This window comes from Hymenobacter daeguensis, from assembly GCF_054780555.1.
In genome coordinates this window covers 123,869-149,431 of the sequence record NZ_BAAGWC010000006.1, presented here as the reverse complement: position 1 = coordinate 149,431, position 25,563 = coordinate 123,869, and the positions used below count along the sequence as shown (strand labels likewise).

20 protein-coding genes are annotated in these 25,563 nt (G+C 63.4%); 15 read left to right on the top strand and 5 right to left on the bottom strand.

Annotated features, from left to right (window positions below; genetic code table 11):
• The first annotated feature begins 103 nt into the window (after positions 1–103).
• The 5 genes from ACYVHT_RS09605 (at position 104) to ACYVHT_RS09585 (ending at position 8,367) form a co-directional block, all read left to right on the top strand.
• Complete coding sequence (locus ACYVHT_RS09605; RefSeq protein WP_460550444.1) at positions 104–745, top strand: MBL fold metallo-hydrolase; 642 nt, start codon at positions 104–106, stop codon at positions 743–745.
• 95 nt (positions 746–840) lie between these two features.
• Positions 841–1,563, top strand: a complete 723-nt coding sequence (locus ACYVHT_RS09600; RefSeq protein ID WP_460550442.1) for a CDP-alcohol phosphatidyltransferase family protein — start codon at positions 841–843, stop codon at positions 1,561–1,563.
• 147 nt (positions 1,564–1,710) lie between these two features.
• On the top strand, positions 1,711–5,706 hold the full coding sequence (gene porU, locus ACYVHT_RS09595; protein ID WP_460550440.1) for a type IX secretion system sortase PorU: 3,996 nt from the start codon (positions 1,711–1,713) through the stop codon (positions 5,704–5,706).
• A gap of 49 nt (positions 5,707–5,755) precedes the next feature.
• Positions 5,756–6,991: a type IX secretion system outer membrane channel protein PorV gene (gene porV / locus ACYVHT_RS09590; RefSeq protein ID WP_460550438.1), complete on the top strand. Its 1,236-nt coding sequence runs from the start codon at positions 5,756–5,758 to the stop codon at positions 6,989–6,991.
• A gap of 89 nt (positions 6,992–7,080) precedes the next feature.
• On the top strand, positions 7,081–8,367 hold the full coding sequence (locus ACYVHT_RS09585) for a M16 family metallopeptidase (protein WP_460550436.1): 1,287 nt from the start codon (positions 7,081–7,083) through the stop codon (positions 8,365–8,367).
• 64 nt (positions 8,368–8,431) lie between these two features.
• Here ACYVHT_RS09585 and ACYVHT_RS09580 read toward each other — a convergent pair whose 3' ends face one another.
• A complete protein-coding gene (locus ACYVHT_RS09580) occupies positions 8,432–9,799 on the bottom strand; it encodes an NAD(P)/FAD-dependent oxidoreductase (protein WP_460550434.1) in 1,368 nt (455 codons plus the stop codon).
• 216 nt (positions 9,800–10,015) lie between these two features.
• Positions 10,016–10,708, bottom strand: a complete 693-nt coding sequence (locus tag ACYVHT_RS09575) for a carboxypeptidase-like regulatory domain-containing protein (protein WP_460550432.1) — start codon at positions 10,706–10,708, stop codon at positions 10,016–10,018.
• 100 nt (positions 10,709–10,808) lie between these two features.
• On the opposite strand from ACYVHT_RS09575, the gene ACYVHT_RS09570 reads away from it, so the two are divergent.
• The 5 genes from ACYVHT_RS09570 (at position 10,809) to ACYVHT_RS09550 (ending at position 16,462) form a co-directional block, all read left to right on the top strand.
• Entirely contained in the window at positions 10,809–11,192 is a 384-nt protein-coding gene (locus ACYVHT_RS09570; protein ID WP_460550430.1) for an ArsR/SmtB family transcription factor, read from the top strand.
• Positions 11,193–11,261: 69 nt separating this feature from the next.
• Complete coding sequence (locus tag ACYVHT_RS09565) at positions 11,262–11,582, top strand: (2Fe-2S) ferredoxin domain-containing protein (RefSeq protein ID WP_460550428.1); 321 nt, start codon at positions 11,262–11,264, stop codon at positions 11,580–11,582.
• A 127-nt stretch (positions 11,583–11,709) separates the two neighbouring features.
• Positions 11,710–12,972 (top strand): BamA/TamA family outer membrane protein, encoded by a 1,263-nt coding sequence (locus tag ACYVHT_RS09560; protein WP_460550426.1) that lies wholly within the window; start codon positions 11,710–11,712, stop codon positions 12,970–12,972.
• 589 nt (positions 12,973–13,561) lie between these two features.
• Positions 13,562–15,007 (top strand): carbohydrate-binding protein, encoded by a 1,446-nt coding sequence (locus tag ACYVHT_RS09555; protein ID WP_460550424.1) that lies wholly within the window; start codon positions 13,562–13,564, stop codon positions 15,005–15,007.
• 138 nt (positions 15,008–15,145) lie between these two features.
• Positions 15,146–16,462 carry a glycosyltransferase family 2 protein gene (locus ACYVHT_RS09550; RefSeq protein WP_460550422.1) on the top strand — a complete coding sequence of 439 codons (1,317 nt, stop codon included), beginning with the start codon at positions 15,146–15,148 and terminating at the stop codon, positions 16,460–16,462.
• Here the strand turns inward: ACYVHT_RS09550 and ACYVHT_RS09545 are convergent.
• The 3 genes from ACYVHT_RS09545 to ACYVHT_RS09535 are packed head-to-tail and all read right to left on the bottom strand — an operon-like array spanning position 16,410 to position 18,941.
• Entirely contained in the window at positions 16,410–17,006 is a 597-nt protein-coding gene (locus ACYVHT_RS09545; RefSeq protein ID WP_460550420.1) for a class I SAM-dependent DNA methyltransferase, read from the bottom strand. The genes ACYVHT_RS09550 and ACYVHT_RS09545 overlap by 53 nt on opposite strands.
• Complete coding sequence (locus ACYVHT_RS09540; protein WP_460550418.1) at positions 17,003–17,755, bottom strand: PIG-L deacetylase family protein; 753 nt, start codon at positions 17,753–17,755, stop codon at positions 17,003–17,005. The genes ACYVHT_RS09545 and ACYVHT_RS09540 overlap by 4 nt, the downstream gene beginning before the upstream one ends.
• 13 nt (positions 17,756–17,768) lie before the next feature.
• A complete protein-coding gene (locus ACYVHT_RS09535) occupies positions 17,769–18,941 on the bottom strand; it encodes an acyl-CoA dehydrogenase family protein (protein WP_460550416.1) in 1,173 nt (390 codons plus the stop codon).
• Positions 18,942–19,133: 192 nt separating this feature from the next.
• Between ACYVHT_RS09535 and purH the strand changes: the two genes are divergently transcribed.
• The 5 genes from purH (at position 19,134) to mrdA (ending at position 25,475) form a co-directional block, all read left to right on the top strand.
• Positions 19,134–20,729, top strand: coding sequence for a bifunctional phosphoribosylaminoimidazolecarboxamide formyltransferase/inosine monophosphate cyclohydrolase (purH, locus tag ACYVHT_RS09530; protein WP_460550414.1), 1,596 nt, complete (start codon positions 19,134–19,136; stop codon positions 20,727–20,729).
• Between the two features lie 218 nt (positions 20,730–20,947).
• Positions 20,948–21,973, top strand: a complete 1,026-nt coding sequence (locus ACYVHT_RS09525; RefSeq protein WP_208177625.1) for a rod shape-determining protein — start codon at positions 20,948–20,950, stop codon at positions 21,971–21,973.
• Positions 21,974–22,061: 88 nt separating this feature from the next.
• Positions 22,062–23,000, top strand: coding sequence for a rod shape-determining protein MreC (gene mreC / locus ACYVHT_RS09520; protein WP_460550411.1), 939 nt, complete (start codon positions 22,062–22,064; stop codon positions 22,998–23,000).
• Positions 22,997–23,524 carry a hypothetical protein gene (locus tag ACYVHT_RS09515; RefSeq protein WP_460550410.1) on the top strand — a complete coding sequence of 176 codons (528 nt, stop codon included), beginning with the start codon at positions 22,997–22,999 and terminating at the stop codon, positions 23,522–23,524. Before mreC ends, ACYVHT_RS09515 begins: the two co-directional genes overlap by 4 nt.
• A 91-nt stretch (positions 23,525–23,615) precedes the next feature.
• The gene (gene mrdA / locus ACYVHT_RS09510; protein ID WP_460550408.1) at positions 23,616–25,475 is read left to right on the top strand and encodes a penicillin-binding protein 2; all 1,860 of its coding nucleotides are present in this window, start codon (positions 23,616–23,618) and stop codon (positions 25,473–25,475) included.
• Positions 25,476–25,563: the final 88 nt, after the last annotated feature.

Here is a 25,563-nt window from a genome sequence, read left to right as displayed (position 1 = left end):
CTTCGCTGAATGGCGAATGAGGGATGAGAAGCCGACCTTCGCCTTCATTCCCATTCCGCCCCGCGCCGTACCTTTCCACCTTGTTAAAATCCCCTGCCTTGTTATGACGGTCGTCGGTTTCACCTTCAACGCTTTTTCCGAAAATACCTACCTGCTGATTGACGACGCTACCCGGCAATGCGCCATCGTGGACCCCGGCTGCTACGCGCCGGCCGAGCAGCAGGCCCTGCGCCAGTACATCGAAACCAATGGCTTGCGCGTGGTGCTGCTACTGAATACCCACGCCCACATCGACCACGTCCTCGGCAATCAGTTTGTGCTCGATGCCTGGCCGGGCACGCCGTTCTTGCTGCACCGGCTCGACTTGCCCACGCTCCGCGCCGTGCCCACCTACGCCGCCAACTACGGCTTTCCGCAGTACCACCCCGCCGAGCCCACCGGCGAGCTGGTGGCCGGCCAGCCCGTGCACATCGGCGAAACCGAGCTGGAAGTGCGCTTCACGCCCGGCCACGCGCCCGGCCACGTCATCTTCTACCACGCGCCCACGGCCACGGTTATCGGCGGCGACGTGCTGTTTCAGCGCAGCATCGGGCGCACCGACTTGCCGGGCGGCAACCACGCCGAGCTGCTGCACAGCATTGCGCACGAGTTGCTGACGCTGCCGGATGCCACGGTGGTGTACCCCGGCCACGGGCCTGCTACCACCATAGGGGAGGAGCGCCGCGCCAACCCTTTCTTGAACTAGCCGCACCGCACGAGGAACGAGGAACCGGGCAATAGCCCGTTCCCGCGCCTCGTTCTCCGGCTGCGTATTCCTCATTTCTCATTCCTGATTGTTCATTGAAACGACACCTGCCCAACGCGGTTACCTGCATCAACCTTCTGTTTGGTTGCCTGGCCCTGACCGCCATTTTCAACAACGACCTGACCGCAGGCGCTTATTTTGTTGGGGCCGCCGCCGTGGCCGACTTCTTCGATGGCCTGCTGGCGCGGGCCCTGCGCGTGTCGTCGGCCATTGGCAAAGACCTGGACTCGCTGGCCGACATGGTGTCGTTTGGCGTGGTGCCGGGCGCTATGCTGTTTCAGCTGATGGGGAAAATGGCCGACCCGCTGGTGCTGGCCACCACCCCTTCGCTATTGCAGCACCTGCCATTTCTGCCATTCGCCGCCTTCCTCGTCACCGTTTTCTCGGCCCTGCGGCTGGCCAAGTTCAACAACGACACGCGCCAGACGACTTCCTTCATCGGCCTGCCCACGCCGGCCTGCACGCTGGTGGTGGCCTCGCTGCCGCTCATCCTGGCCGACGACCGGTTTGGCATCACCTCTTTCATCCTCAATCCATTCGTGCTTCTGGCCCTCACGGTGTTGCTTTCGGGCCTGCTGGTGGCCGAGCTGCCGCTGTTTGCGCTCAAGTTCAAGAACCTGCGCTGGGCCGATAACCGGCGGCGGTTTCTGTTTGTGCTGCTGGCGGCAGGGTTATTGCTGGTGCTGCACGCTACGGCGGTGCCGCTGGTGGTGCTCATCTACGTGCTGATGTCGGTACCAAAAACGGCAGCCCGCTGATTGGATTCGCTGCGGCGGCTACAATAAATAGATTATTTGGTTGTTAAGAAGCCACTGCCGGGTGAACCTGCCGCCCGGTGGCGCTGTTGCCGGGCCACACGGGTGGCGAACGGTGCTGGCGGCGGGTAATTAAGATTCAATTTGCGTATGCGTCCTTTTTTTCTCTTTGTTGCGTTCGCGGGCTTATTGATGGGGGCGGCGCGGCCGGCCCGGGCCCAGTCGGACGCGAAAGCTGCCCACGGCGACATCAAGTGGGGCAGCTATGCGGAAGTGACTTATCCCAACGGCCGCAAGCAGAAAGTGCCGGTATTCGACAATGCGCCGCCGCTCTACAATGACCAGGTGGGCTGGTACGCCCAGCGGCTGCCGGGCGCGGCAGCCCAGGGCCAGTTCACCAGCCTGCAATATGAGGCCTTTTCGGCGGCCGATGCCCGGCTGTTCGATGCCAGCAAGCTGCCTGTCGGCCCCGAGGCGCAGCTCATCACCGGTACTGAGGCCAAGCAGGCCGTGACGTTTTTGCGCCTGCGTCCCGTGCGCCGCAACCCCCAGACCGGCCAGCCCGAACGGCTGCGCTCGTTCGACTACAGCTATGCGCCCGGCGCGGCGGCGCGGGGCACCGCCACCACGTCGCACGTGTACGCCACCACGTCGGTGCTGAGCACCGGCGACTGCTACAAGATGGGCGTGGCCGAAAGCGGTGTCTATAAGCTCGACAAAGCCACCCTGAGCGCGATGGGCGTGAGCCTGGCCGGCCTCAACCCCAACAACCTGCACCTCTACGGCAACTCGATGGGCATTCTGCCCCAGGCCAATGCCGCCAAGCGCCCCGATGACCTGGCCGAGAACAACATTCTGTTTGTCGGCAATACGGATAACACCTTCGACGACGGCGAATACTTCCTGTTCTACTCGCCCGGGGCGCACACCTGGACGGCGCAGGGCGGCGTATTCCGGCACCGCAACAACATCTACACCGATACCACTTACTACTTCGTGAAAGTGGACGGCACGGCCGGCAAGCGGGTGGCCACGGCGGCGGCCATTCCGGCCACCACCGCCACGGCTGCCGTCAACAACTTCACCTACCGCGACTTTCACGAGTACGATTTGGCGAACCTGCTGGCTTCGGGCCGCACCTGGGTAGGCGAGGGCTTCCGCAACGGCGGCCAGCAAACCATTTCGTTTGGCACGGTGCCCGACCTGGTGAGCGGCTCGCCCATTCGGGTGGTGGCTTCGACGGTGGCGGCGGCCGGTACCTCCAGCACCTTCCAGCTCACGCTGAACAGTGCGCCGCTGGGCAGCCTGGTGATGAACGCGCTCAGTTCGCAGGCATACACCCCCATTGCCGATATCCAGAGCAGCACCATGTCGGCCACGCTGGCCAACCCGGGCACGAGCCTGCAGGTGGGCCTCACCTTCACCAGCGGCGACCCCAGCGCGGCGGGCTACCTCGACTACCTGGAAATCAACGCCGAGCGCCAGCTGAAGCTTGCCGGTGCCCAGCTGGAATTCCGGTCGCAGGCCAACATCGGGCCCGGCAACACCAACCGCTTCACCTTCGGCGCGGCGCTGCCCACCGATGCCGTGATATGGGACGTGACCGACCCCCGCCAGGCCGTGGGCCGGCCCATCGAAGCGTCGAACAGCTTTGTGGCGCGGGCCGATACCCTGCGCGAGTATGTGGCCTTTCAGCGGGGCGGCTCCTTTGGCACGCCCCGCCCGTTTGGCCGCGTGGCCAACCAAAACCTGCACGCGCTGAATGCCCGGTCCAACGCCCTGCTCGATTTGGTTATCGTGACCTATCCGCCGTTCAGGGCCCAGGCCCAGCGGCTGGCCGACCACCGCACTGCCCACGACAACCTGCGCACCGTGGTGGTGACCACCACGGAAGTGTACAACGAGTACGGCTCGGGCGGTCAGGATGTAACGGCCATCCGCGACTTCATGAAGCAGCTGTACGACCGCGACAACCGGCCGGCCTCCAACCGCAAGCTGAGCCTGCTGCTATTCGGCGATGCTTCGTTCGACTACAAGTCGGACCCGTACAACAACACTGCCCTGGAGCCCACCTGGTGGCGCAACCGGGTGCCCTTCAAATCCGATGCGGATTTTGATGCCGCTAACCAGAACTACGTGCCCACTTACGAGTCGCGGGAGTCGTTTACGCCGTTCTACGGTTCGGCAAAAAGCTATTCTTCTGATGACTATTACACGTTTCTCGACGACAACGAAGGCGAGTGGGTGGAAACCGACAGCGGCAACGAGCTGATGGACATCAGCGTGGGGCGCCTGCCCGTGCGTACGCCCAAAGGCAGCCGAGCCGATGCCACCCAGGCTCAGCTGGTGGTCGACAAGGTTATCGGTTACGACGCGACGGCTGCCTACGGCAAGTGGCGCAACCGCCTGACGCTGGCGGCCGATGATGGCGACGGCAATCTTTTCATCACCGATTCGGTGCAGGTAGGCTCCGATGCGTACGCCCGGCTCATTGGCAACATCGCACCGGTGTACAACATCCATAAAGTGTACCTGGACCTGTACCCGCAGCTGGCGGTGGCCGCCGGGCAGCGCTCGCCCGAGGCCAGCCGCGCCTTCGACCAGTCGATAGAGCAGGGCTCGCTGATTGTGAACTACCTGGGCCACGGCGGACCGAAGGGCCTGACCGATGAGCAGATAGTGACCAACGCCACGGTGATGGCCCTGCGCAATCCCAATAACCTGACCTTTCTCACCACCGGAACCTGTGATTTCAGCACTTATGACAACCCCGACTTCGTGTCGGCCGGCGAGCAGGTGCTGACGGATAACACCGCCGGTGGTGCAGTGGGCCTCTTCACCACCACACGCGTGGTGGACGCTTATGGCAATGCCGGCCTGATTAAAGAATATTTCACGCGGGTGCTTCAGCCCATCAACAACAGCATGCCGAACATTGGCTATGCCATCATGCTGAGCAAGAACGATTACCTGACCGGTGGCATCAACAACCGCAACTACACCTTGCTGGGCGACCCGAGCATGACGCTGGCCTACCCCCGCCAGACGGTTATCCTGGACAGCATCCGGCAGCGCAACACGGCCGGCACCGGCTGGGATACCACCACCACACTGAAGGCGCTGGCCCGCATCCGGGTGCACGGCCGGGTGCTGAACAACGGGGCGCTGAACGCCAATTTTACGGGCCGGGCCCAGGTGACTATCTTCGATAAGCCGACCATTGTGCGGACCCTGGCCAACGAGCCGCGCGACTATTCGCAGAAGGTGAGCATTCAGGAAAGCGTGGTGTATGGCGGGCAGGCCAACGTGGTGAACGGCGAGTTCAGCCTCAGCTTCGTGGTGCCCAAGGACATTAACTACAACCGGGGCCTGGGCAAAATCAGCCTCTACGCCTCCGATGCCGGGCACGCCATCGATGCCAACGGCTACCGGGCGCTGGCCGTGGGCGGGGCCGCCACCAACGCCGCCCAGGATACGATTCCGCCGCTCATCAACCTGTTCATGGACAGCAAGTCGTTCGTGTTCGGGGGGCTCACGGCGCAGAATACCACGCTGCTGGCCGACCTCAGCGACGCCAGCGGCATCAACACCACGGGCGCGGGCATCGGGCACGACATTACGGCCATTCTCGACAACGACCCCAACAAGCTGCTCATCCTCAACGATAGCTACGTGTCGAACGTGGGCGACTTCACGGCGGGCAGCGTCAACAACCTGTTTAAGGACCTGGCGGTGGGGCCGCACTCGCTGCGCCTCAAGGCCTGGGATACCTACAACAACTCGGCCGAGAAGGAGATTGAGTTCATGGTGGCCCGCGACGAGAAGCTGGCCCTCGACCATGTGCTGAACTACCCCAATCCGTTTGCCAACTCTACTACGTTTCTCTTCGACCACAACCAGGCCGGCGGCACGCCCGACAACCTCGACGTGCAGGTGCAGATTTTCACGGTGGCCGGCCACCTGGTGCGTACCCTCAACGCTACCGTTTCCACCACCGAAGCCCATCAGCACAGCATTACCTGGAACGGCCGCGACGAATACGACGACCAGCTGGCCCGCGGCGTATACGTGTACCGCCTGAGCGTGCGCTCGCAACGCAACAATACGGTGGCTTCGAAATACGAAAAACTCGTCATCCTCAATTAATCCGCGTTTATTTGCGCCCCGGCCGCGCTTGGCCGCCTTTTTCTCCCCTATGCAGCTTTCTCACTCCCGTTCGCGCCTGGCGCTGACCGCCGGCCTGCTGGCAGCGGCGGCCACGGCCCAGGCCCAGATTGTTCAACACACCATCACCACGGCGGTGCCCATTCTGACGCTTAGCCCCGATTCGCGGGCATCGGCCCTGGGCGAAGCCGGGGTGGCCACGTCGCCCGATGCCAACGCGGCCTACTTCAACGCGGGCAAGCTGGGCTTCGTGCCGTATAAGTATTCGGTGGCGGCTTCGTACTCGCCCTGGCTGCGCAACGTGACCGACGACATGAGCCTGTCGTACCTCTCGGGCTACGCCAAGGTGGGGCAGCGCTCGGCCGTGAGCGGCTCGCTGATGTACTTTGATTTGGGCCAGATTGACTACCGCACCGGCACCAACCTGCCGGCCGGCTCCTTCAACCCGAAGGAATACGCGGTGTCGGTTTCCTACGGGCAGCAGCTGACGGATAATTTTGGCCTGGGCATCACGGCCCGGTACATCCGCTCCAACCTGGTGGGGGCCTACAGCGGCAACGATGCCAAGCCCGGCAACGCCGCCGCCGTCGACATCGGAGCGTACTACACCAAGGATTTGACCATTGGCACGGGCCTCTACAACCTGTCGCTGGGCGGTGCGATTTCCAACATCGGCAACAAAATCACCTACGCCGACCCCACCAACCCGAGCTTCCTGCCCACCACGCTGAAGCTGGGCACGGCCATCACCCGCGAGATTGACCAGTACAACAAAATCACGCTGGCCTTTGATGCCACCAAGCTGCTGGTGCCCTCGCCCTACTACGAAGACCCCTACAACGCCACCGACCCCGTGCAGGCCAAGCGCGTGAAGGACGAAAACGACCGCCGCAACGCCCAGGGCATCGTGAGCGGGATGTTCAACTCGTTCAGCGACGCGCCCGGCGGCTTTAGCGAAGAGATGCGCGAGATAAACCTCTCGACTGGTCTGGAATACAACTACAACGACCTGCTGTACGCCCGGGGCGGCTACTTCTACGAGGCGGCCGACAAGGGCGGCCGCCAGTACGTGAGCCTGGGCCTGGGCGTGCGCTACCAGGTGTTCGGCATCGACGGGACTTATCTGGTGCCCACCGGCCAGAACTCGCAGGCCAACCCGCTGGCCCAAACCATTCGGGTATCGCTGCACTTCAATTTCAATAAGCTGTCGGAAGCGTTTGATGAGAACGGGGCCGGTGGCACCAGCGGCGAAACGCCGTCGAACTAATCCCTCCGTTTTGAGTTGCACCAAAGCTCCCCTTCTCGGCTGAGGAGGGGAGTTTGCTATTACTGCTTATGCTTACTGCTTCTTCCCCCATGCTCGACCGTACCATTGCTCCACCCGTTCAGCCACTGGCCCGGGTGGTGCTGCCTGCCGCCACGGTGCAGGTGCTGCCCGGCGGGGCCCGCCTCCACACGCTGGCCAACGATGCCCAGCCCGTGGTGCGCCTGCAGGTGGTGTTCCGGGCCGGCAAGGTGGCCGAGCCCCGGCCGGGCCTGGCTTCGCTCACGGCCCGGATGCTGCTGGAGGGCACCACCACCCGCACCGCCCGGCAGATTGCCGACGAAGTGGCCTTCTACGGCGCTTCGCTGGAGTGTGATGCCGGCTTCGACCGCTCCACGCTCACGCTCTACTGCCTCACCCGCCACCTGCCCACGCTGCTGCCGCTGGTGCTCGATGTGCTGGCCAACCCCGCCTTTCCGGCCGCCGAGCTGGAGCAGCTGAAAACCCGCACCATCCAGAACGTGCGCGTGGAGCGCAGGAAAACCAGCTACCTGGCCTCCGAGCGCTTCAATGAGCTGACCTTTGGGGCCGATACGGCCTACGGCCGCGCCTTCGACAGCGCCGCCTACCAGGCCCTGACGGCAGCGGAAGCCCGCGCTTTCCACCAGGCGGCTTACACGTTCGGCAATGCCGAAATCTTCCTGTGCGGCGATGTCGCCGCCGACCAGCAGCTGGTAGCCACGGCGTTTGGCACGGAAGCCGCTGCCGGCACTGCGGCGCCCGCCGCCGCCGCGCCCGCCACCGAAACGGCACCCACCCCCGCCCCCGACCGGGTGGCCGTGGCCGGCAGCCTGCAGGCCTCCATCCGGATGGGCCGCCGCTGGCCCGCGCCCACCCACCCCGACACCCACCGGCTGAAGCTGCTGGTGAATGTGCTGGGCGGCTACTTTGGCTCGCGCCTGATGCGCAACATCCGCGAAGACAAGGGCCTGACCTACGGCATCTATGCCAGCGTGGCCCCGCGCGAGTTCGGCACTTCGCTCGTCATCGGCACCGACGTGAAGGGCGAAAGCGCCGACTTTGCGGTGAGCGAGATTGCGGGCGAGCTGCGCCAGCTACAGGAAGAGCTGATTCCGGCCGAGGAGCTGGAAACGGTGAAAAACTACCTGCTGGGCAAGTTCGCCAACGAGCTGTCCACCGTTTTTGAGCAGTGCGACAAGTATAAAACCCTCGTGTTCCTGGATTTGCCCGCCGATTACTACACCCAGTTCGTGCAGCAAACCGAAGCCACCGATGCCGAAACCCTGCGCGAGCTGGCCCGGGAATACCTCAGCCCGGCCGCGATGCAGATTGTGATTGCCGGGCCGGCCGGGGAGTAATCCGTCCGTCATCCTGCGCAACGTGCAGGATGACGGACGGCCGGGGCTGCTAGCTGCCTGGCGCCTATTCCTGAATGGCTGGCGGCGTGGCAGTATACTCGGCCGTGGCGGTGCGGTGCTCGGCGCTTTTCTTGCCGGGGTCGTCCTTCACATCCTGGCGCCTGAAGGGCCGGATGATGAGCCGCAGGGCTTGGTCGGTGCTGAAGTAGCTGAAGGCCCAGTCCACCAAGGCCACCACCTTGTTTCGGAAGCCCACCAGCGTCATCAGGTGCACAAAAAGCCACGTCAGCCAGCCAAAAAAGCCGTTGAAGTGAATGCTTTTGGGCAGGTCCACCACGGCCTTGTTGCGGCTCACGATGGCCATCGAGCCCTTGTTGTTGTACACGAAGTCGCGGGGCGTTTCGCCGCGCAGCAGGCGCTGGAGGTTGTCGGCCAGGTGGTCGGCGTGCTGCTGGGCCACGGGCGCGAGCATGGGCAGGCCCTTGGGCATGTCGGCCGTCACCATGTTGGCCACGTCGCCGATGGCGAAGATGTTGGACTGGCCCTGCACCAGGTTCCAGCTGTTCACGTTGATGCGGCGGTTGCGCGTCACGGCCTCGGCGGGCAGGCCGGGCACTTCGGCCCCGTTCACGCCGGCGGCCCACACCAGGTTTTCGGTCGGAATAAACTCATTATCTGAGAAATAGGCTTTGCCATCCTCGTAGCGCTTGATGGACGTATTGAGCCGCACCAGCACGCCCAGCTCCTCCATGTAGCGCCGGGCATCGGCCTGCGAGGCCGGCGACATGGGCCCGAGCAACGCCGGCCCGGCCTCCACCAGAAAAATCTGCATGGCCCGCAGGTCCAGCTCCGGGTAGTCTTTGGGCAGCACGTGCTTGCGCATCTCGGCCAGCGAGCCGCTGATTTCCACGCCGGTGGGGCCGCCGCCCACCACCACAATGTTCAGCAGGGCCTGCCTTTCCTGCGGGTCGCTGGTGAGCAGGGCTTTTTCGAAGTTCTGGAAAATGAAGCTTCGCAGGTTCAGCGCATTCGGGATGCTCTTGATTTGCATGGCGTTGCGCTCGATGCTTTCCAGGCCGAAGAAGTTGGTGAGCGAGCCGGTGGCCAGCACCAGGTAGTCGTACCGGATGTTGCCGACGGTGGTCACGACGGTGTTATAGTAGGAGTCCACGCGCTGCACATCGGCCATGCGGTAGAAGAAGTTGGTCTGGCCCGCAAAAATCTTCCGAATCGGGTAGGCAATGCTGTCGGCTTCGAGGGCCCCGGTGGCTACCTGGTAGAGCAGCGGCTGGAAGTTGTGGTAGTTGTTGCGGTCGATGACGACCACTTGCACGGGGGCGTGGCGCAGGGCTTTGGCCAGGCGCAGGCCCCCAAAACCACAGCCGACGATGACCACGCGCGGCTTGTCCGAAACGGGAAGGTTGGTATCCATAGAAACCACAGATTGAGTTAATTCCAGCTGATTAAACAGACTTCTGTAGTTTCTGGTTGGCGTTTCTCCTGAATTACCTGGGTTTATGCCTGGCAAAGCCGGGCGCTTCAGCGGGATTTTTATGGGGGGCCTTCGCCCCGAAGCCGGCATAAAAAAAGGCCGGCTCTGCACGAGCCGGCCTTTTCACAACAAGCGGGTAAACCAGCCAATCCCGGTTTAGTAGTCGTCGTCGGTATTTTTCTTCTTGAACTCGCCCTTCTTCACCTGCTGAATCAGCTGCAGCCAGCTGAAAGGGTTGAGCAGCGGGTTGTTGGAATACTGGTTGGGGGCCATGCCCATCTTGCGGTCGTAGTCGTACTGCTGGTTGCTCATAGTCTGGCGGAAATTGGCCACCGCGCCCATGGGCTGGGTGCGGAAAATCTTGTTCATGAGCTCCTGGTTCAGGTTGTCGGCGGCGGCGCTGCCGCGCTCGGTGGGCAGGCGCAGGGCCAGAAAGGCTTTCTTGAAGTCGCGCTCGGTGGTGTAGGGAAACACGCGCACTTCGGGCAGCACCGTGGCGTCTTCCTTCAGCGTCACGATGACGGAGTAGCTCAGGCGCTGAAAATCCTTCGGAATGACAATGGTCTGGTTGGCATAGCCCAGCGAGCGAATCACGATGCTGTCGCCGGCCAGCACGGCCATCGAGAAGTAGCCGTAGGCGTTGGAGGTGGTGCCGCGCCCGGCCTTGGGCACGTAGATGGTGGCACCCGGCACGCCCAGCAGGCTGTCGCCGGTGGCCACAATGCCCGTGAACTGCACAATTTTGCGCTTGCCCTGGGCGTGGGCCGCCGGCGATGCCAGCAGCAGCCCGCCCAGCAGGGCCAGCGCGAAAAACAAGGAGAAACAACGAAGGCGCAAGAAATCAGGCATATTAAAGGGGCAGGAAGACAAATATACGGCGCACGGTTCGGGGCCGATGGTACCTTTGGACAGAAAGAACGACAGGCAAACTTCCCCTCCCAGACAGCAGATGCGCTTGAAACATTTCACGGTTGCTTTTGGGCAGCAACTTTTTAAATCGCTGGGCGATGAAAGCCGGGTTCGCATCCTGCATCTGCTGTGGCGCAACCGGGAAATGGTGGTGGCCGACCTGGAGCAGGTGCTGGATTTCACCCAGACCAAAACCAGCCGGCAATTATCGTACTTAAAAAATGCAGGTTTGGTGAACGTGCGCCGGCTCGACAACTGGATGTACTACTCGCTGAAGGAAGAGACGGCCGAACTGCTGCAGCAGTTGCTGGGCTTTATGGAAAAGGACCCGCAGCTGCTGCACGACCAGCAGATATACCAAACCCTGTGGTCGAACCGCGAGCTGGCGGCGTATAAGCTGCAAAACCGCCACTGGCACGGCTAAAGTAAACCGGCCGGCCGGCCGTCATACCGGGAGCGGCCGGCTGTTGGCCGCGCTGTCTGCAATAATCCGATGAGTGAGATTCGCCGCCTGTTTGTGTGCACCAACCAGAAATCCGGGGTTGGGGAGGACGTGGCCAAAGCCCTGAAAAAAGAGCTTAAGATTCAGGGGCTGAAAAAACTGTTCACCGGCGGGGAGAAGCAGCGCGTGCGCGTGCAGACCTGCAACTGCCTCGACCTGTGCAAACAGTGCAAAAAAGGCAGCGGGGCGGCCCTCATCGTGTATCCGGAGGGCACCGAGTACGGCAACGTGCGCCCCGGCGATGCGCCCGAAATCGTGGCCGAGCACCTCGGCCGTGGGCAGGTGATAAAGCGCCTGCGCCTCGACCGTTAAGCCGGCAGAACCGACCGTTCGCAGCTGGAAAAGCGGCCCTGGCCGGCCGGCGATAAATTGAATTCCAACCGTGGAGCAGAATAATCCGTTGTTAGGGCAATTCATCTGCTTTTCACTCCTCGCTCCCATGCGTCTTTCTCTTGCGGCCCTGCTTCTGACGGGGCTGGCTTTCAGCGCCGCCGCCACGCCGGTGGCCCCGCCCGATTCGGTTTCCACCACGCCCGGCACCGGCGCCGGCCTCGCTCCGCTTTCGGCCCGCATGCCGGCTCGCGGGCCGCAGTCGTTCGGGCAGATTGGGAAGAACAAGACGCTGACACTGCTGCCCATTCCGGTGCTCTTTTACCAAGCCGAAACCGGCCTGGGCTACGGCCTGGGGGCGCTGCTGAGCGGCCGTTTCTCGCAGGATACGCTCACCCGGCCGTCCAACGCCCGCCTGCAATACTGGACCACCACCGAAGGCCAGTCGCTCATTCAGCTGGTGCACTCGGTGTACACGCCGGGCGAGAAGTTTTACCTGAATGGTGAAATCAGCGCCTACGACATTCTGCTGTATTACTACGGCAAGGGGCCAAAATCGACCAGCGCCAGCGAGTCAGAGACGTCGTACAAGCTTTTCATCATCAACCAGCGGGTGCAGAAGCAGATTGCCAAGAAGCTGTTTTTTGGCGCGCAGTACCGCTTCACCAAAATTACGGACGTAAGCAGCCCGGCCACCAACACCGACAACAACGCCCCCAGCGTGTTCTACACCGACCCGCGCATGACGGAGCGCGAGCGTCAGAACACGCAGATTTCGGGCCTCGGCCCGGCACTTACCTACGACTCACGCGATGTGCCTTTGGCCGCTTTCCACGGCAATTTGCTGGATTTCGGGGCCACCTTCAACGGCACGGGGCTGGGCTCCGACTACCGCTTCGTGCGCTACCAGCTCGATGCCCGCCACTTCCAGCCGCTTGGCTCCAACAACACCATTCTGGCGGCGCAGTTCCTCGGGCAGTTTCATACCGGCGACGTGCCGTTTCGCGAGCTGGCTGGCCTGGGGGCCAACCTGGGCGGCACGCTCTACAACAACGGCAACCTGCTGCGCGGCATCTACGAACAGCGCTTCCGCGACCGGCAGATGATTATGTTCCAGGCCGAAATCCGGCACAAGCTGTTCCCCAATTCCGACAACGAATGGCTGCGGCGGTTCGACGGCGCCATCTTCGGCGGCGTGGGCAACGTGAACCAGTACATCGACAAATTCAACATCGGCGACACCAAGTATGCCGGCGGCGCGGGCATCCGCTTCAACTTCATCCGCCGCGACCGGGTGAACCTGCGCCTCGACTACGCCGGCGGCACCGGTAGCTCGCCGGGCATCCTGTTCGCCATCGGCGAAGCATTCTAACGCAGGCCACGGCCTCCATCGTAATCGCAAAAGCTCCTCCGGAAACGGAGGAGCTTTTTTGTGCTCACAGCCCGGGCGGTGGGCGCTGTCTCACGGGGCTGGGCTCCTGATTGGCTGGCTGTGTGAATTGGCACCAAGGCTGGATTTTTCAGGAATATGTTGGTACGGCATCTGCAAACGATTCCGGAGGCGCTGCCGGGGTGAAAAAACTTTGCCCCGGCCAGTAAAAACGGGCGTGTTTTTTATCCGCTCGCCCGGCCCGGGGCAGAAGGCCGCCACAGCCGCCGACAGGCACTTTGCTGCGGCCCCGGGCTTGTGCGGTAAGTGTATGTTGGGGTGGTAAATGTGCGAATCAGTGGCATTTAGGCGGTTTTTGGGGCTTGCGTTTCGGAAAAACAGCCGGGTATATTTGAGCCGTTCCACCCGTGGTTTCACGGTTTTTTTTACGGGATGGGCCGGCGGTTTTCCGGTGGCGAAGGCAAGGGCCCGGGCTGCAGCCGGGCACTGCCTGGCCGCCTCCCGCAATGGCAGTGAAGCCGGGTTGGAGCGCCTTTTTTTCTCACCAATCTCACTCAAAACCCCACCTTCAATGAACAAGCTTTTTACGACGCTTTGGCGGGCCCTGGCCGTGGCGGCGCTGGCCAGCCCACTGGCCACCCGGGCCCAAACCTACCAGCAGGTCTGGGCCGATGAATTCACCAGCGGCATCAGCTCCAGCTGGGTGTTTGAGAACGGCGGCGGCGGCTGGGGCAACAACGAGAAGCAGTACTACCAGGCGGCCAACGCTACCGTGGTGAACGGCGAGCTCCAGATTACGGCCCGCAAGCAGAGCGTGGGCGGCATGCCCTACACCTCGGCCCGCCTCAAAACGCAGGGCCTGCGGCAGTTCACCTACGGCAAGATGGAAGCGCGCATCAAGCTGCCGCTGGGGCAGGGCCTGTGGCCGGCGTTCTGGATGCTGGGCAGCAACATTGGCTCGGTAGGCTGGCCGTACTGCGGCGAAATCGACATCATGGAGCAGGTGAATGCCGACAGCCGCACCTACGGCACCGTGCACTGGGACAGCAACGGCCACGCCCAGTACGGCAACAATACGGCCGTAGCGGCCAATACCTACCACGTTTACAGCATCGAGTGGACGCCAACTTACATCCGCTGGTTTGTGGACGGCGCCAAGTACAACGAAATCAACATCACCAACGGCGTGGGCGGCACCGAAGAGTTTCAGAAGCCGTTTTTCCTGCTGCTGAACCTGGCCGTGGCCGGCGACTGGCCCGGCCAGACCGTGGACGAAAGCAAGCTGCCCGCCACCATGGCCGTCGATTACGTGCGGGTGTACCAGCTCACGAGCACGCCGCCGGCCTCGGCTGTCACGCTGCAGGCCGAAGCCGCCAACGTGAACAACGGCATGACCGTGGAAGCCTGCTCCGACACCGGCGGCGGCCAGGACATGGGCTACATCGACGCCGGCGACTACCTGGTGTGGAACAACATCAACTTCCCCACCACCGGCACTTACCTCATCGAATACCGGGTGGCCAGCGGGGCCAATGGCGGCACCATTTCCTCGGATTTGAACGCGGGCTCCATTCAGCTGGGCAGCACGGCCATTCCGGCCACCGGCGGCTGGCAGAACTGGACCACCGTGTCGAAAACCGTGAACGTAAACGCCGGCACCTACAATTTCGGCGTGTATGCCCAAACCGGCGGCTACAACCTGAACTGGGTGCGCATCACCAAGCAGGGGGCCGCCCGCATGGCCGCCCCGGCCGATGCTGCTGATGCAGCCAATGCGACCGCAGCGGCCAGCTTAATCGAGCTTTACCCGAACCCCGTGACGGACCGGCTGCAGCTGCGCACGGCGCAGAGCCTGGCGGGAAGCCAGTTTCAGATTCTGGACAACTGGGGCCGGCCCGTGGCCAGCGGCACCGTCGGGGCGGCTGATGTCGATGTGGCGGCGCTGAAGCCGGGCGTCTATACCTTGCGCCTGACCACCGCGGGCAAAGTGCCAACCACGATGCGCTTCGTGAAATAAGGGCCGCCGCCGGAATGAGCGTCCCGGGTGGGCCCGGCTTATTTTTCCGGGGCTGAAAGCCAGTGCTATACTGGTTTATAGCCCCGGAATAGTAAGCTGGGCCTTATCCTTTCGGGCAGGCCGGCGTACACCGGGCCGATGAACCACGCTACTCCTGCCCGTTTTCTGGCCGCCCACGAGGCCACCGCTGCCGTCCCCACTTCTTCGTTGGCCCCGGCCCCGCCGGAGAATCCGCGCCAGGGGCGGTTTGCTACGCTGCTGCAGGTGCAGCTGCCCGCGCCGCGCCCGGAGCTGCTGGTCAGCGTCATCATCCCGGCCAGGGACGAGGTAGCCAGCCTGCCCGCCACGCTGGCCGCCCTGGCCGCGCAAGCCACCCTGGCCGGCCAGCCGCTGCCGCCGGGCAGCTTTGAAGTCATTGTGCTGGCCAATAACTGCACTGACCACACGGCCGCCGTGGTGCGCCAGCAGGCCCAGCGGTTTCCGCACCTCGTGCTGCACGCCGTCGAGCTGTGCCTTCCCGCTGCCAAAGCCCACGTAGGCCGCGCCCGCCGCCTGCTCATGGATGCCGCCTGCGCCCGCCTCGAGCAGGTGGGCCGCCCCGCCGGCATCATTGCCAGCACCGATGCCGATACCTGCGTGGCCCCCACCTGGCTGGCCGCCATTCAGGCCGAGATTCTGGCCGGGGCCGATGCCGTGGGCGGCCGCATCCTCACCGAAATCACGGGCCGGGCCTTGCAGCCGCTGCGCCGCCTCCAAACCCAGGATGCCGCCTACCGCCAGCTTTGCGCCCGCCTCGAAGACCTGCTCGACCCCACGCCCATCGACCCGTGGCCACGCCATCACCAGCATTTCGGAGCCAGCCTGGCCCTCACGGCCCGCGCCTACCGCCAGGTGGGCGGCCTTCCCGAAGTTCGGTTTCTGGAAGATGAAGCCCTGTGCCAGGCCCTGCGCCGGCACGATTTGGGCCTGCGCCACAGCCCCAATGTGCAGGTGCTTACGTCCTCCCGGCGCGAAGGCCGGGTGGAGGTGGGCCTCTCGTGGCAGCTGCGCGAGTGGCTGCACATGAGCCGGGAGCAGCGCGAGCCGCAGGTGGCCCACCCGGCGCAGCTGGCGGCGCTTTGGCAGCTGCGCAAGCAGCTGCGCGCTTACTGGGCCAGCCAGCCCGGGCCGCCGGCAGACGTGCTGGCCAGTCAGCTGGGCCTGTCCGCCGAGGTGCTGCTGGCCCGCGTGCGCCGGGCCACCACGTTTGGCAAGCTGTGGGACTGGCTGCTGAAAAAAAGCCATGCGCCCGTGGTAAGCACCGTGCCGCTATCGGCAGCGCTGCGGGAGTTGCCGGTGCTCATCAAGCACCACGAGGCGCGCAGCCGGCCGCAGCAGGAGCCGGCAGCCAGCCCGTTGCCGGTCAGCGCTTTTCCAGCAGGTCGAGCCGGTAGGTTTCGTGCCGTTGCCCGCTGAGGTGGCGCAGCGGCCCATCGTCAGCCGCCGGGGCCAGGAAGAATTCATGCACTTCGTCGCCGGTCAGCGGGTAGTCGTGCACGGGCGGCGTCCAGTGCACCAGCAGCAGCTGGCCGCCGGGTTTCAGGCCATTTATTATTTGCCCGGCGGCCCGCGCCAGGTCGGCCGGTGACCAATAATACCCCACTTCTGAAACCAATATCAAATCAAATTGCTGCGCCGGAAATGCATCGGGCACTCGCAGCAGCTTGATTTCGACCTGCGGCAGCTCGGCACAGCGCGCGCGTGCCTGGGCCAGCGCCGCCTCGCTCACATCCACGGCCAGCAGGTGGCCGCAGCGCGGGGCCAGCTGCGCCGTGAGCACCCCCAGCGAGCAGCCAATCTCAAACGCTTCGGCATAGTGCGGCCGGGGCAGCGCGGCCAGCGTGGCGGCGTACTTCGCCCGCTCGTAGGGGCTGGTTTCGAAATTCCACGGGTCGCGGTTGGCTTGGTAAACGTGGTCGAAATACTCCGGCGGCAGCGTGTTTGGCTGGTTTTCATTCATGGCGTTGCGGCTTCAAAAAACACTTCATACGGCCCGGCAAAGTGCGCGAGCATTTCTTCGGCCAGCAGAAAGCCGCCCGGGTCATCGGTAAAAACGCCCGGCGCCACCTGCGAGCGGTGCGCGGCAATGGCCCGCTGCTTCTGGGCCGTCACGGCGCTCACGTCGAGCCGGAAGCCCTGCACCCGGTCTGCCGCCGTGGGCAGGTCTTCCGGCGCGGCCCGCTCCCAGGCCCACACCACGTATTCCAGGCGGCGCGGGGGGCGCGGCATGGCCGCCAGCGCGGCGTTCACCAGCTGGCTGGTGGCGCGATGGTCGGGGTGCGGGTCGCGCCGCCAGGGCACCAGCACGGTAGCCGCCCGGTGCTGCTCCAGAAACTGGCGCAGCTGCGCTACTGCTTCCGGGAAACCCGCCCCATCGGCCCGGGCGGGCACTCGGCTATCGGGCAGGCCCAGAAACAGCGGCTCGGATGAACCCGCGTCCAGAATCGTAAGCGCGTGGCGGAACTCGCCCTCGCGCACCGCCCGCCGGGCTGCCACCGAATACAGCTGAGAGCTGGGGTGCGACATGCTGCCGTCGCTCACCAGCACCGCCGCCAGCGGCTGGTGGGCCTGGCTCAGTAGCGCCAGCAGCCCGCCGCAGCCCAGCGCCTCGTCGTCGGGGTGCGGGGCCACGACGACGGTAGCCCCCAGGCTTGCGGCAAAACTGGCCGGCCGGATGGGGTAATCAGAAAAAGGAAGAATGTGGGACAAAGCAGGAGGCGGATTAGAAGTTCTTCCCATCGAGCACGAAGCGGCCCACGTCGGCCAATGCGCCATCGGGCGCCGGCTGGCGGAGGTAGTGCGTCAGGTCGCGGTGCAGGCGCTCGAAGGGGAGGGGCTGCAGCAGGCCACGGGCTCCCACGCACCGCTCGGCCAGCTGGAGCATGTCGAGGCAGATTTTTTCGATGGCCGTACGCATCATGTTGGCGTAGGCCACGGTGGCTTCGGCACCTTCGGGCGTGGCCGCATTGGGGCGGGCGGCGTGTTCGGCCGCGCCGCGCACCCACTGCCGGCCGCTTTCCAGCAGCAGGGCCATTTCGCCCAGGCGCTGTCGCTGGTAGGGGTCGTCGGTGCGGCCGAGGGAGCGCAGGAAGCTGCGCGTTTCCTCAAAAACAGCCTCGGCCCCGCCCAGCTGCACGGCCGCAAACCGGATGGCCCCGCCGCTGAAGGCCGGCTGCTGATAATAGGCGTTGGGTGGCCCAATCAGGTCTTCCGGGCCGATTTCCAGCCCCGTTAAATCGGCCCGGAAGCTGGCGGTGGCCCGCATGCCCAGCGGCCGCCAGAAGGAGTGGTCCAGCGCCGGCGGCTGCACATCGGCGGGCAGCACGAACAGCTGCCAGCCCTGCCCATCGGGCAGCGCGCCGCTGATGAGCGGCCGCGCCAGCTGCCCCGCGCCCGAAGCAAAGGTCTTGGCCCCGTGCAGCCGGTAGCGGCCGTTGGGCAGCGCTTCCAGACGCACGCCATCGGCCGGGTTCTCCGTATTCCACACCCCAAACAGCCGCCCGGCGCGGGCATCGGCCGCGTAGCGGGCCGCCTGCGCGGCATTGCCCAGCTGCTGAATGAGCAGCAGCGCATTCAGGTGCCCCTCATACACGCGCCCCACCGCCAGATTGCCGCGCCCGATGTGCTGCAGCACCTGCAGCAGCGGCAGCGTAGCGGCTGGCGCATCGAGCCCCGCGCCGCCCAAGTCGGTATCCAAGGTGGCAGTGAGCAGGCGGGCCGCGTGCAGCCACGCAAATTCCTGGGTGGGGAAGCCGCCTTCCACGTCGGTCGCAGGGGCTTGGGCAAACAGGCGCGGGGCTATTTCAGCAGCGGCGGCTACGGCTTGCGGGGCCGTAAGGGGTTTGTGGTGTGGCGGCGCAGCAACATTAGCATGAGTAGATAAATCGGCCGACATATAAGGCAATGCAAAGCGGAGGAAGTAGCTATACTTTGGAAACAGGTGGCATGTTCGGCTTTTTTCGGTTTGGACTCTGCCTTCACCCAGAATAAAAATTCCACCATGTTTCTGTTGGGACCTCGCCGGATGGCGGCCGTACCTTTGCGGCGGCAATAGTGCTCCGCTTTTTCCTGCAAAAAACCAACTTTTATGTCGTCCCGTCCCATTCGTGCCGCGCTGCTCTCCGTGTACCACAAAGACCGTCTGGCACCCCTGGTGCAGGTGCTGCGCCAGCACGGCGTGACGCTGTACTCCACCGGCGGCACCCAGAAGTTTCTGGAAGACGAGGGCGCCGAAGTAACCGCCGTGGAAGACCTCACCGGCTTTCCTGAAGTATTCGGTGGGCGCGTGAAAACGCTGCACCCCAAGGTGTTCGGTGGGATTCTGCACCGCCGCCACGACGTGGCCGACCTGGCCGAAGCCGAGTTCCACGCCATCCCGCCCATCGACCTGGTGGTGGTGGACCTGTACCCCTTTGAAGAAACCGTAGCCAGCGGCGCCGAGGAGCAGGACGTCATCGAGAAGATTGACATCGGCGGCATCTCGCTGCTGCGCGCCGCCGCCAAGAACTACCGCGACGTGCTGGTGGTGAGCAGCCGCGACCAGTACGCCGCCGTGACCGAGCTGCTGACCGCCAAGAGCGGCGGCACCGACCTCGAAGACCGCCGCCACTACGCCGCCGCCGCCTTCGCCACCACCTCGCACTACGACACCGAGATTTTTAAATACATGAGCCAGGGCACCAGCTTTGCTGGTGCTAATGAAGAATCAGGAATGAAAAATGAAGAATTGGTGGGTGAGAACTCCTCATTCCTCATTCCTGATTCCTCATTAAGCGGAGCGTCCACGCCCCTGCGCTACGGCGAGAACCCTCACCAGGCCGGCACGTTCTACGGCGACCTCTCGGCGCTGTTCGACCAGCTGCACGGCAAGCAGCTGAGCTACAATAACCTGGTGGATGTGGACGCCGCCGTGGCCCTCATGGCCGAATTTGCCGACGGCGAGCCCGCCTGCGCCATCCTCAAGCACACCAACGCCTGCGGCGTGGCGCAGGCCGCCACCCTGCGCGATGCGTACGTGAACGCGCTGAGCTGCGACCCGACTTCGGCTTTCGGGGGCGTCATCATCGTGAACAAGGAAGTGGACGCGGCCACCGCCGCCGAGTTGAATCAATTGTTTTTCGAAGTGCTGATTGCACCCGGCTTCGCCGCCGATGCGCTGCCGGTGCTCCAGAGCAAGAAAAACCGGATTCTGCTGCTGCAAAAGCCGGTGGAGTTTCCGAAAAAGCAAATCAAAACCCTGCTCAACGGCATCATCGAGCAGGACGCCGACCGCCAGACCGAAACGGCGGCCGACTTCCGCACCGTCACGCAGTCGGCCCCCACGGCCGAGGAAACGGAAGCCCTCGTGTTCGCCGCCAAAATCTGCAAGCACACCAAGAGCAACACCATTGTGCTGGCCCGCGCGGGCCAGCTGCTGGCCTCCGGCGTCGGCCAGACCTCGCGCGTCGATGCCCTGCGCCAGGCCATTGAGAAAGCCGGCAGCTTCGGCTTCGACCTGAAAGGCGCCGTGATGGCCTCCGACGCCTTCTTCCCCTTCCCCGACTGCGTGGAAATTGCCGGGGCGGCCGGCATCCGCGCCGTGGTGCAGCCCGGCGGCTCCATCAAAGACGCCGACAGCATCAAAGCCTGTGACGACCTGGGCATGGCCATGGTGCTGACGGGCGTGCGCCACTTCAAGCACTAAAAGCAGGGGCGGTGGTTTAATGTCATACCGAGCAATTAGTCCGTCATGCCGAGCATAGGCGAGGCATGACGGACTTTTTTGTGGGCTGCTGTGTCGGACACCGACCCCGCCGCAAACGGCCCGGATATTATAATCGTACCCCGCGCAAACCTTCCGTACCTTTGCGCATTATTCTGCCCGGCCCTAGAACCGGGCTCCGCCTTATCGCCGCTAACTCAATGGGTTTCTTTAATTTCCTGACCAGCGACATTGCCATCGACCTGGGCACGGCCAATACGCTCATCATTCACAACGATAAAATCGTGGTGGATGAGCCGAGCATCATCGCCAAAGACCGCACCACCAATAAAGTCATCGCCGTGGGCCGCCAGGCCCAGCAGATGCACGAGAAAACGCACGACAACATTCGCACCATCCGCCCGCTGAAGGATGGCGTAATTGCCGATTTCCACGCCGCCGAGGAAATGATTAAGGGCATGATTAAGATGATTGACACGCGCAATCGCCTGTTTCAGCCCTCGCACCGCATGGTTATCTGCATTCCCTCGGGCATTACGGAGGTAGAGAAGCGCGCCGTGCGCGACTCCGCTGAGCACGCCGGCGCCAAGGAGGTCTGGATGATTCAGGAGCCCATGGCCGCCGCCATCGGCATCGGCATCGACGTGGAGCAGCCCGTGGGCTCGATGATTATCGACATCGGGGGCGGCACGACGGAAATTGCGGTGATTGCCTTGTCGGGCATCGTGTGCGACCAGTCGATTAAGACGGCCGGCGACGTGTTCAACCAGGACATTCTCGACTACATGCGCCGGCAGCACAACCTGCTCATCGGCGAGCGCTCGGCCGAGCGCATCAAGATTGAAGTGGGCGCCGCGCTTACCGAACTCGACGTGCCGCCGCCCGACCACGAAGTGCGCGGCCGCGACCTGATGACCGGCATTCCGAAGGTTATCAAGGTAACGTTCTCGGAAATCGCCATTGCGCTCGATAAGTCGGTGGCCAAAATTGAAGAGGCCGTGCTGAAAGCCCTCGAAATCTCGCCGCCCGAGCTCTCGGCCGATATTTACGAAAACGGCATTCACCTCACCGGCGGCGGCGCCCTGCTGCGCGGCCTGGACAAGCGCCTGGCCGCCAAGACCAAGCTGCCCATCCACATTGCCGAAGACCCGCTGCGCGCCGTGGTGCGCGGCACGGGCAAGGCCATCAAGGACATTCAGGCCTTCAAAGGCGTGTTGCTGACGTAAGTTAAATGAAGAATGAGGAGTGAGGAATGAAGAATTGCTGGTCGGTAATTCCTCATTCTTCATTCCTCATTCTTAATTCAAAAACCCCGTGCGGAACCTGTTTCTTTTCCTATTTCGCTTTCGCGGGGCGCTGGTGTTTGGCTTGCTGGAGGTGTTCAGCCTCTACCTGTTCGTTACCAACAACTCTTATCAGCGGGCGGCTTTCTTCAACTCGGCCAATGCCTACGCCGGCGTAGTGCTGGCCCGCCGCACCCAGATAAGCGACTACTTCCACCTGGCGGAGCTGAACCAGCAGCTGGCCGCCGAAAATGCCGGCCTGCGCCAGCAGCTCTACCCGCCCGATACTACCCGCCGCGAGGCCGACTCGGTGGCCGTGCCGCCGGCCCGAACGGATTCATTACAGCGCGTGCGCTACCTGCGGCCCGCCGCCCGGCCCGATACGCTGCTGCTCGGCCAGCAGCGCCTGGCCGCCCGCGACCCGAGTTATCCACTTATTCCGGCCCGGGTTATCAACAGCGCGCTTTATAATGTGGATAACTACCTCACCTTGAACGTGGGCAGCGCCGACGGCGTGAAGCCGGGCCTGGGCGTGGTGGGGGCCGGCGGGGTGGTCGGCCGCGTGAAGGTGGTGAGCGCGCATTACGCCACGGTGTATAGCCTGCTGCACTCGCAAACCCGCATTGCCTCCAAAATCAAGCGCGATAACACGTTTGGAACCGTCCGCTGGCTGGGCGACGACCCTACCCACGCCCTGCTCGACAACGTGCTGCGCGAAACCAGGCTGGTGAAGGGCGACACCGTGGTGACCTCGGGCTACAACGCAGTGTTTCCGGAGGGCATTTTCGTGGGCACCATCGAGTCATTCGTGAAAGAGCCGGACAAGAATTTCTGGACCATTCGGGTGAAGCTCGGGGTTAATTTTGCCAACCTGACTTATGTGTATGTGGTAACCAACCGCATCCGGGCCGAGCGCGACACCGTGGAAGTGCGCACGGGCATTCAGCCGAAAGGAGGGGAGCACCCATGAGCGGACTACGGGTTATCCTGATTCAGCTGCTGCGCTTCGGGCTGTATGCGGGCGTGCACGTGCTGCTCGTCAGCCGGCTGGTGCTGTTCGACCTGGGCTGGTGCTTTTTTTACCTGGGCTTTCTGTTGTTTTTGCCTATCACCACGCCCATTGTGGTGCAGCTGCTGCTGTCGTTTGCGATGGGGCTGACGATGGATATCTTTTATGACACCGGCGGGCTGCACGCGGCGGCGGCGGTGCTGCTGGGCTTTTTGCGGCCGTGGGTGCTGCGCCTGCTCACCCCGCGCGACGGCTACGACTCGGCCGATACCGTGAACGTGCACCAGATGGGCTGGCAATGGTTCTCGGTGTATCTCTCGCTGCTGGTGCTGCTGCATCACGCGGCGTTCTTCCTGCTGGAGCTGGGCAGCTTTATGCATTTCGGCATCACGCTGGGGAAAATGCTGGTGAGCGCACTCTTTACCGGCCTTGCGCTGTTAATCGTGCAGCTGCTGTTTTTCCCGGTGCGCCGCGGAAGAAATTAGTGGGTTTTGTTATGCTTGTCAATTAGTCCGTCATGCTTCGGCTGCGCGGACGCAATATGAAGCATGACGTTCAGAAGAATTTAAATTACCAATGCAATACCTCGAAGGCCGCAAATACGTCGTCCAAGGCATCTTTTTGGTGGTGGCCCTCATCTTTCTCACGCGCCTGTTTTTTATGCAGGTGCTGGACGGGACGTACAAGCTGGCGGCCGACAAGAACACGCTGCAGCGCCTGGTGCAGACGCCCTACCGGGGCCTGATTTACGACCGCAAGAACGTGCCGCTGGTGCAGAACACGCCCGTGTACGACCTCATGGTGGTGCCGCGCGAGGTGAAGCAGCTCGACTCGGCCAGGTTCTGCGAGCTGCTCCAGATTCCGATTGAGGAGCTGCGGGCCCGCATGCTGGCGGCCAGGAAATACTCGCGCAACAAGCCCTCGCCCATTGTTCAGAACCTGACCACGCAGGACCTGGCCGCCATTCAGGACAAGCTGATGGATTTCCCCGGCTTCCACTCGCAGACGCGCATGGCCCGGGCCTACAATACCCACAACCTGGCCCACGCGCTGGGCTACGTGGGAGCCATCACGCCGGCCTTTCTGGAAAAGCCGAAATACGCCAAGTACCAGCCGGGCGAAAACATCGGGATTTCGGGACTGGAATCTTACTACGAAAGCACGCTGATGGGCCGGCGGGGCGTGCAGTTCAAGATGGTGAACGTGCGCGGCATCGAGAAAGGCAAGTTCCGCGACGGCGAGTTCGATACGCTGTCGGTGGCCGGGCAGGACCTGCACCTGACCATCGATTCGGAGCTGCAGGCCTACGGCGAGAAGCTGCTGGCCGGCCGGCGCGGCTCCATTGTGGCCATCGAGCCGAAGACGGGCGAAATCCTGGCCTTCGTGTCGGCCCCGCACTTCGACCCGGCGCTGCTCACCGGCAAGGGCGCCGGCAACCGTTACATGGAGCTGCTCAACAACCCCAACCTGCCGCTGTTCGACCGGCCGCTGCAGGCCTCGTACTCGCCGGGCTCGGTGTTTAAGCTGGTGAATGAGCTGGTGGCCCTGCAGCTGGGCGTGGTGACGCCCGGCACGCCGTTCGAGTGCAACCAGAAGCTGGTGCACTGCACCCACCGCCACGAGCCGCCGCGCAACGTGGACATTGCCATCAAACAGAGCTGCAACCCGTACTTCTACCAGGTGATGCGGGCCGCCATCCTGCGCGGCCAGGCACCCAACAAGTACGATGATTCGCGCATTGGCCTGGCGCAGTGGCAGAAAATGGTGAAGTCCTTCGGCCTCGGCGAGAAGCTGGGCGTGGACATGAGCCAGGAAAAGCGCGGCCTCATTCCCTCGCCGGAGTTCTACGACAAGAAGTTCTTCGACAAGAAGCGCAACCGCCAGCAGCGCTGGAGCTACCGCAACGTGTACTCGCTCAGCATCGGGCAGGGCGAGGTGCAGGTGACGGGCATCCAGATGGCCAACATTCTGGCCACCATTGCCAACCGGGGCTGGTACTACACGCCGCATTTCGTGCGCGGCATCGGCAACGGCGGCCCGCTGCCCCAGTTTCAGCAGCGGCACTTCACGGCCGTCGACACCAGCCTGTTCAAGTACGTCATCCCCGGCATGCAGATGGTGGTGGACGGCAACGGCGGCACCGGCGAGCTGGCCTCGCTGGCGCAGTTCGGCATCACCATGGCCGGCAAAACCGGCACCGTGCAAAACCCTCACGGCTTCGACCACGCCACCTTCGCCGCCTTCGCCCCGGTGAATGACCCCAAAATTGCCATCGCCGTATTCATCGAAAACTCCGGCTTCGGGGGCACCAGCGCCGCCCCGGCCGCCGGCCTCATGATTGAGAAGTACCTGCGCGGCAAAGTGGCCGGCCACCGCAAGCGCTGGGAAGACTGGGTGATGTACGGCGACTTCACCAAGAAGCTGCACTCGATGTAGCGAATAATCGGCTGTCATCCTGAGCGCAGCGAAAGACCTTATCACCGCTGAATAGTTAGCAGCAATTAGTTGCTACAGGCGTGATAAG

What these genes read in the sequence shown, in the direction of transcription:
- ACYVHT_RS09575 (WP_460550432.1), bottom strand. Translation starts at nt 10,708, where the DNA reads ATGCCTGATTTCTTGCGCCTTCGTTGTTTCTCCTTGTTTTTCGCGCTG.
- ACYVHT_RS09565 (WP_460550428.1), top strand. Translation starts at nt 11,262, where the DNA reads ATGAGTGAGATTCGCCGCCTGTTTGTGTGCACCAACCAGAAATCCGGG.
- mrdA (WP_460550408.1), top strand. Translation starts at nt 23,616, where the DNA reads ATGCAATACCTCGAAGGCCGCAAATACGTCGTCCAAGGCATCTTTTTG.
- ACYVHT_RS09525 (WP_208177625.1), top strand. Translation starts at nt 20,948, where the DNA reads ATGGGTTTCTTTAATTTCCTGACCAGCGACATTGCCATCGACCTGGGC.
- ACYVHT_RS09585 (WP_460550436.1), top strand. Translation starts at nt 7,081, where the DNA reads ATGCTCGACCGTACCATTGCTCCACCCGTTCAGCCACTGGCCCGGGTG.
- ACYVHT_RS09515 (WP_460550410.1), top strand. Translation starts at nt 22,997, where the DNA reads ATGAGCGGACTACGGGTTATCCTGATTCAGCTGCTGCGCTTCGGGCTG.
- ACYVHT_RS09605 (WP_460550444.1), top strand. Translation starts at nt 104, where the DNA reads ATGACGGTCGTCGGTTTCACCTTCAACGCTTTTTCCGAAAATACCTAC.
- purH (WP_460550414.1), top strand. Translation starts at nt 19,134, where the DNA reads ATGTCGTCCCGTCCCATTCGTGCCGCGCTGCTCTCCGTGTACCACAAA.
- porU (WP_460550440.1), top strand. Translation starts at nt 1,711, where the DNA reads ATGCGTCCTTTTTTTCTCTTTGTTGCGTTCGCGGGCTTATTGATGGGG.
- ACYVHT_RS09580 (WP_460550434.1), bottom strand. Translation starts at nt 9,799, where the DNA reads ATGGATACCAACCTTCCCGTTTCGGACAAGCCGCGCGTGGTCATCGTC.
- ACYVHT_RS09570 (WP_460550430.1), top strand. Translation starts at nt 10,809, where the DNA reads ATGCGCTTGAAACATTTCACGGTTGCTTTTGGGCAGCAACTTTTTAAA.
- ACYVHT_RS09555 (WP_460550424.1), top strand. Translation starts at nt 13,562, where the DNA reads ATGAACAAGCTTTTTACGACGCTTTGGCGGGCCCTGGCCGTGGCGGCG.
- ACYVHT_RS09535 (WP_460550416.1), bottom strand. Translation starts at nt 18,941, where the DNA reads ATGTCGGCCGATTTATCTACTCATGCTAATGTTGCTGCGCCGCCACAC.
- ACYVHT_RS09545 (WP_460550420.1), bottom strand. Translation starts at nt 17,006, where the DNA reads ATGAATGAAAACCAGCCAAACACGCTGCCGCCGGAGTATTTCGACCAC.
- ACYVHT_RS09560 (WP_460550426.1), top strand. Translation starts at nt 11,710, where the DNA reads ATGCGTCTTTCTCTTGCGGCCCTGCTTCTGACGGGGCTGGCTTTCAGC.
- ACYVHT_RS09550 (WP_460550422.1), top strand. Translation starts at nt 15,146, where the DNA reads ATGAACCACGCTACTCCTGCCCGTTTTCTGGCCGCCCACGAGGCCACC.
- porV (WP_460550438.1), top strand. Translation starts at nt 5,756, where the DNA reads ATGCAGCTTTCTCACTCCCGTTCGCGCCTGGCGCTGACCGCCGGCCTG.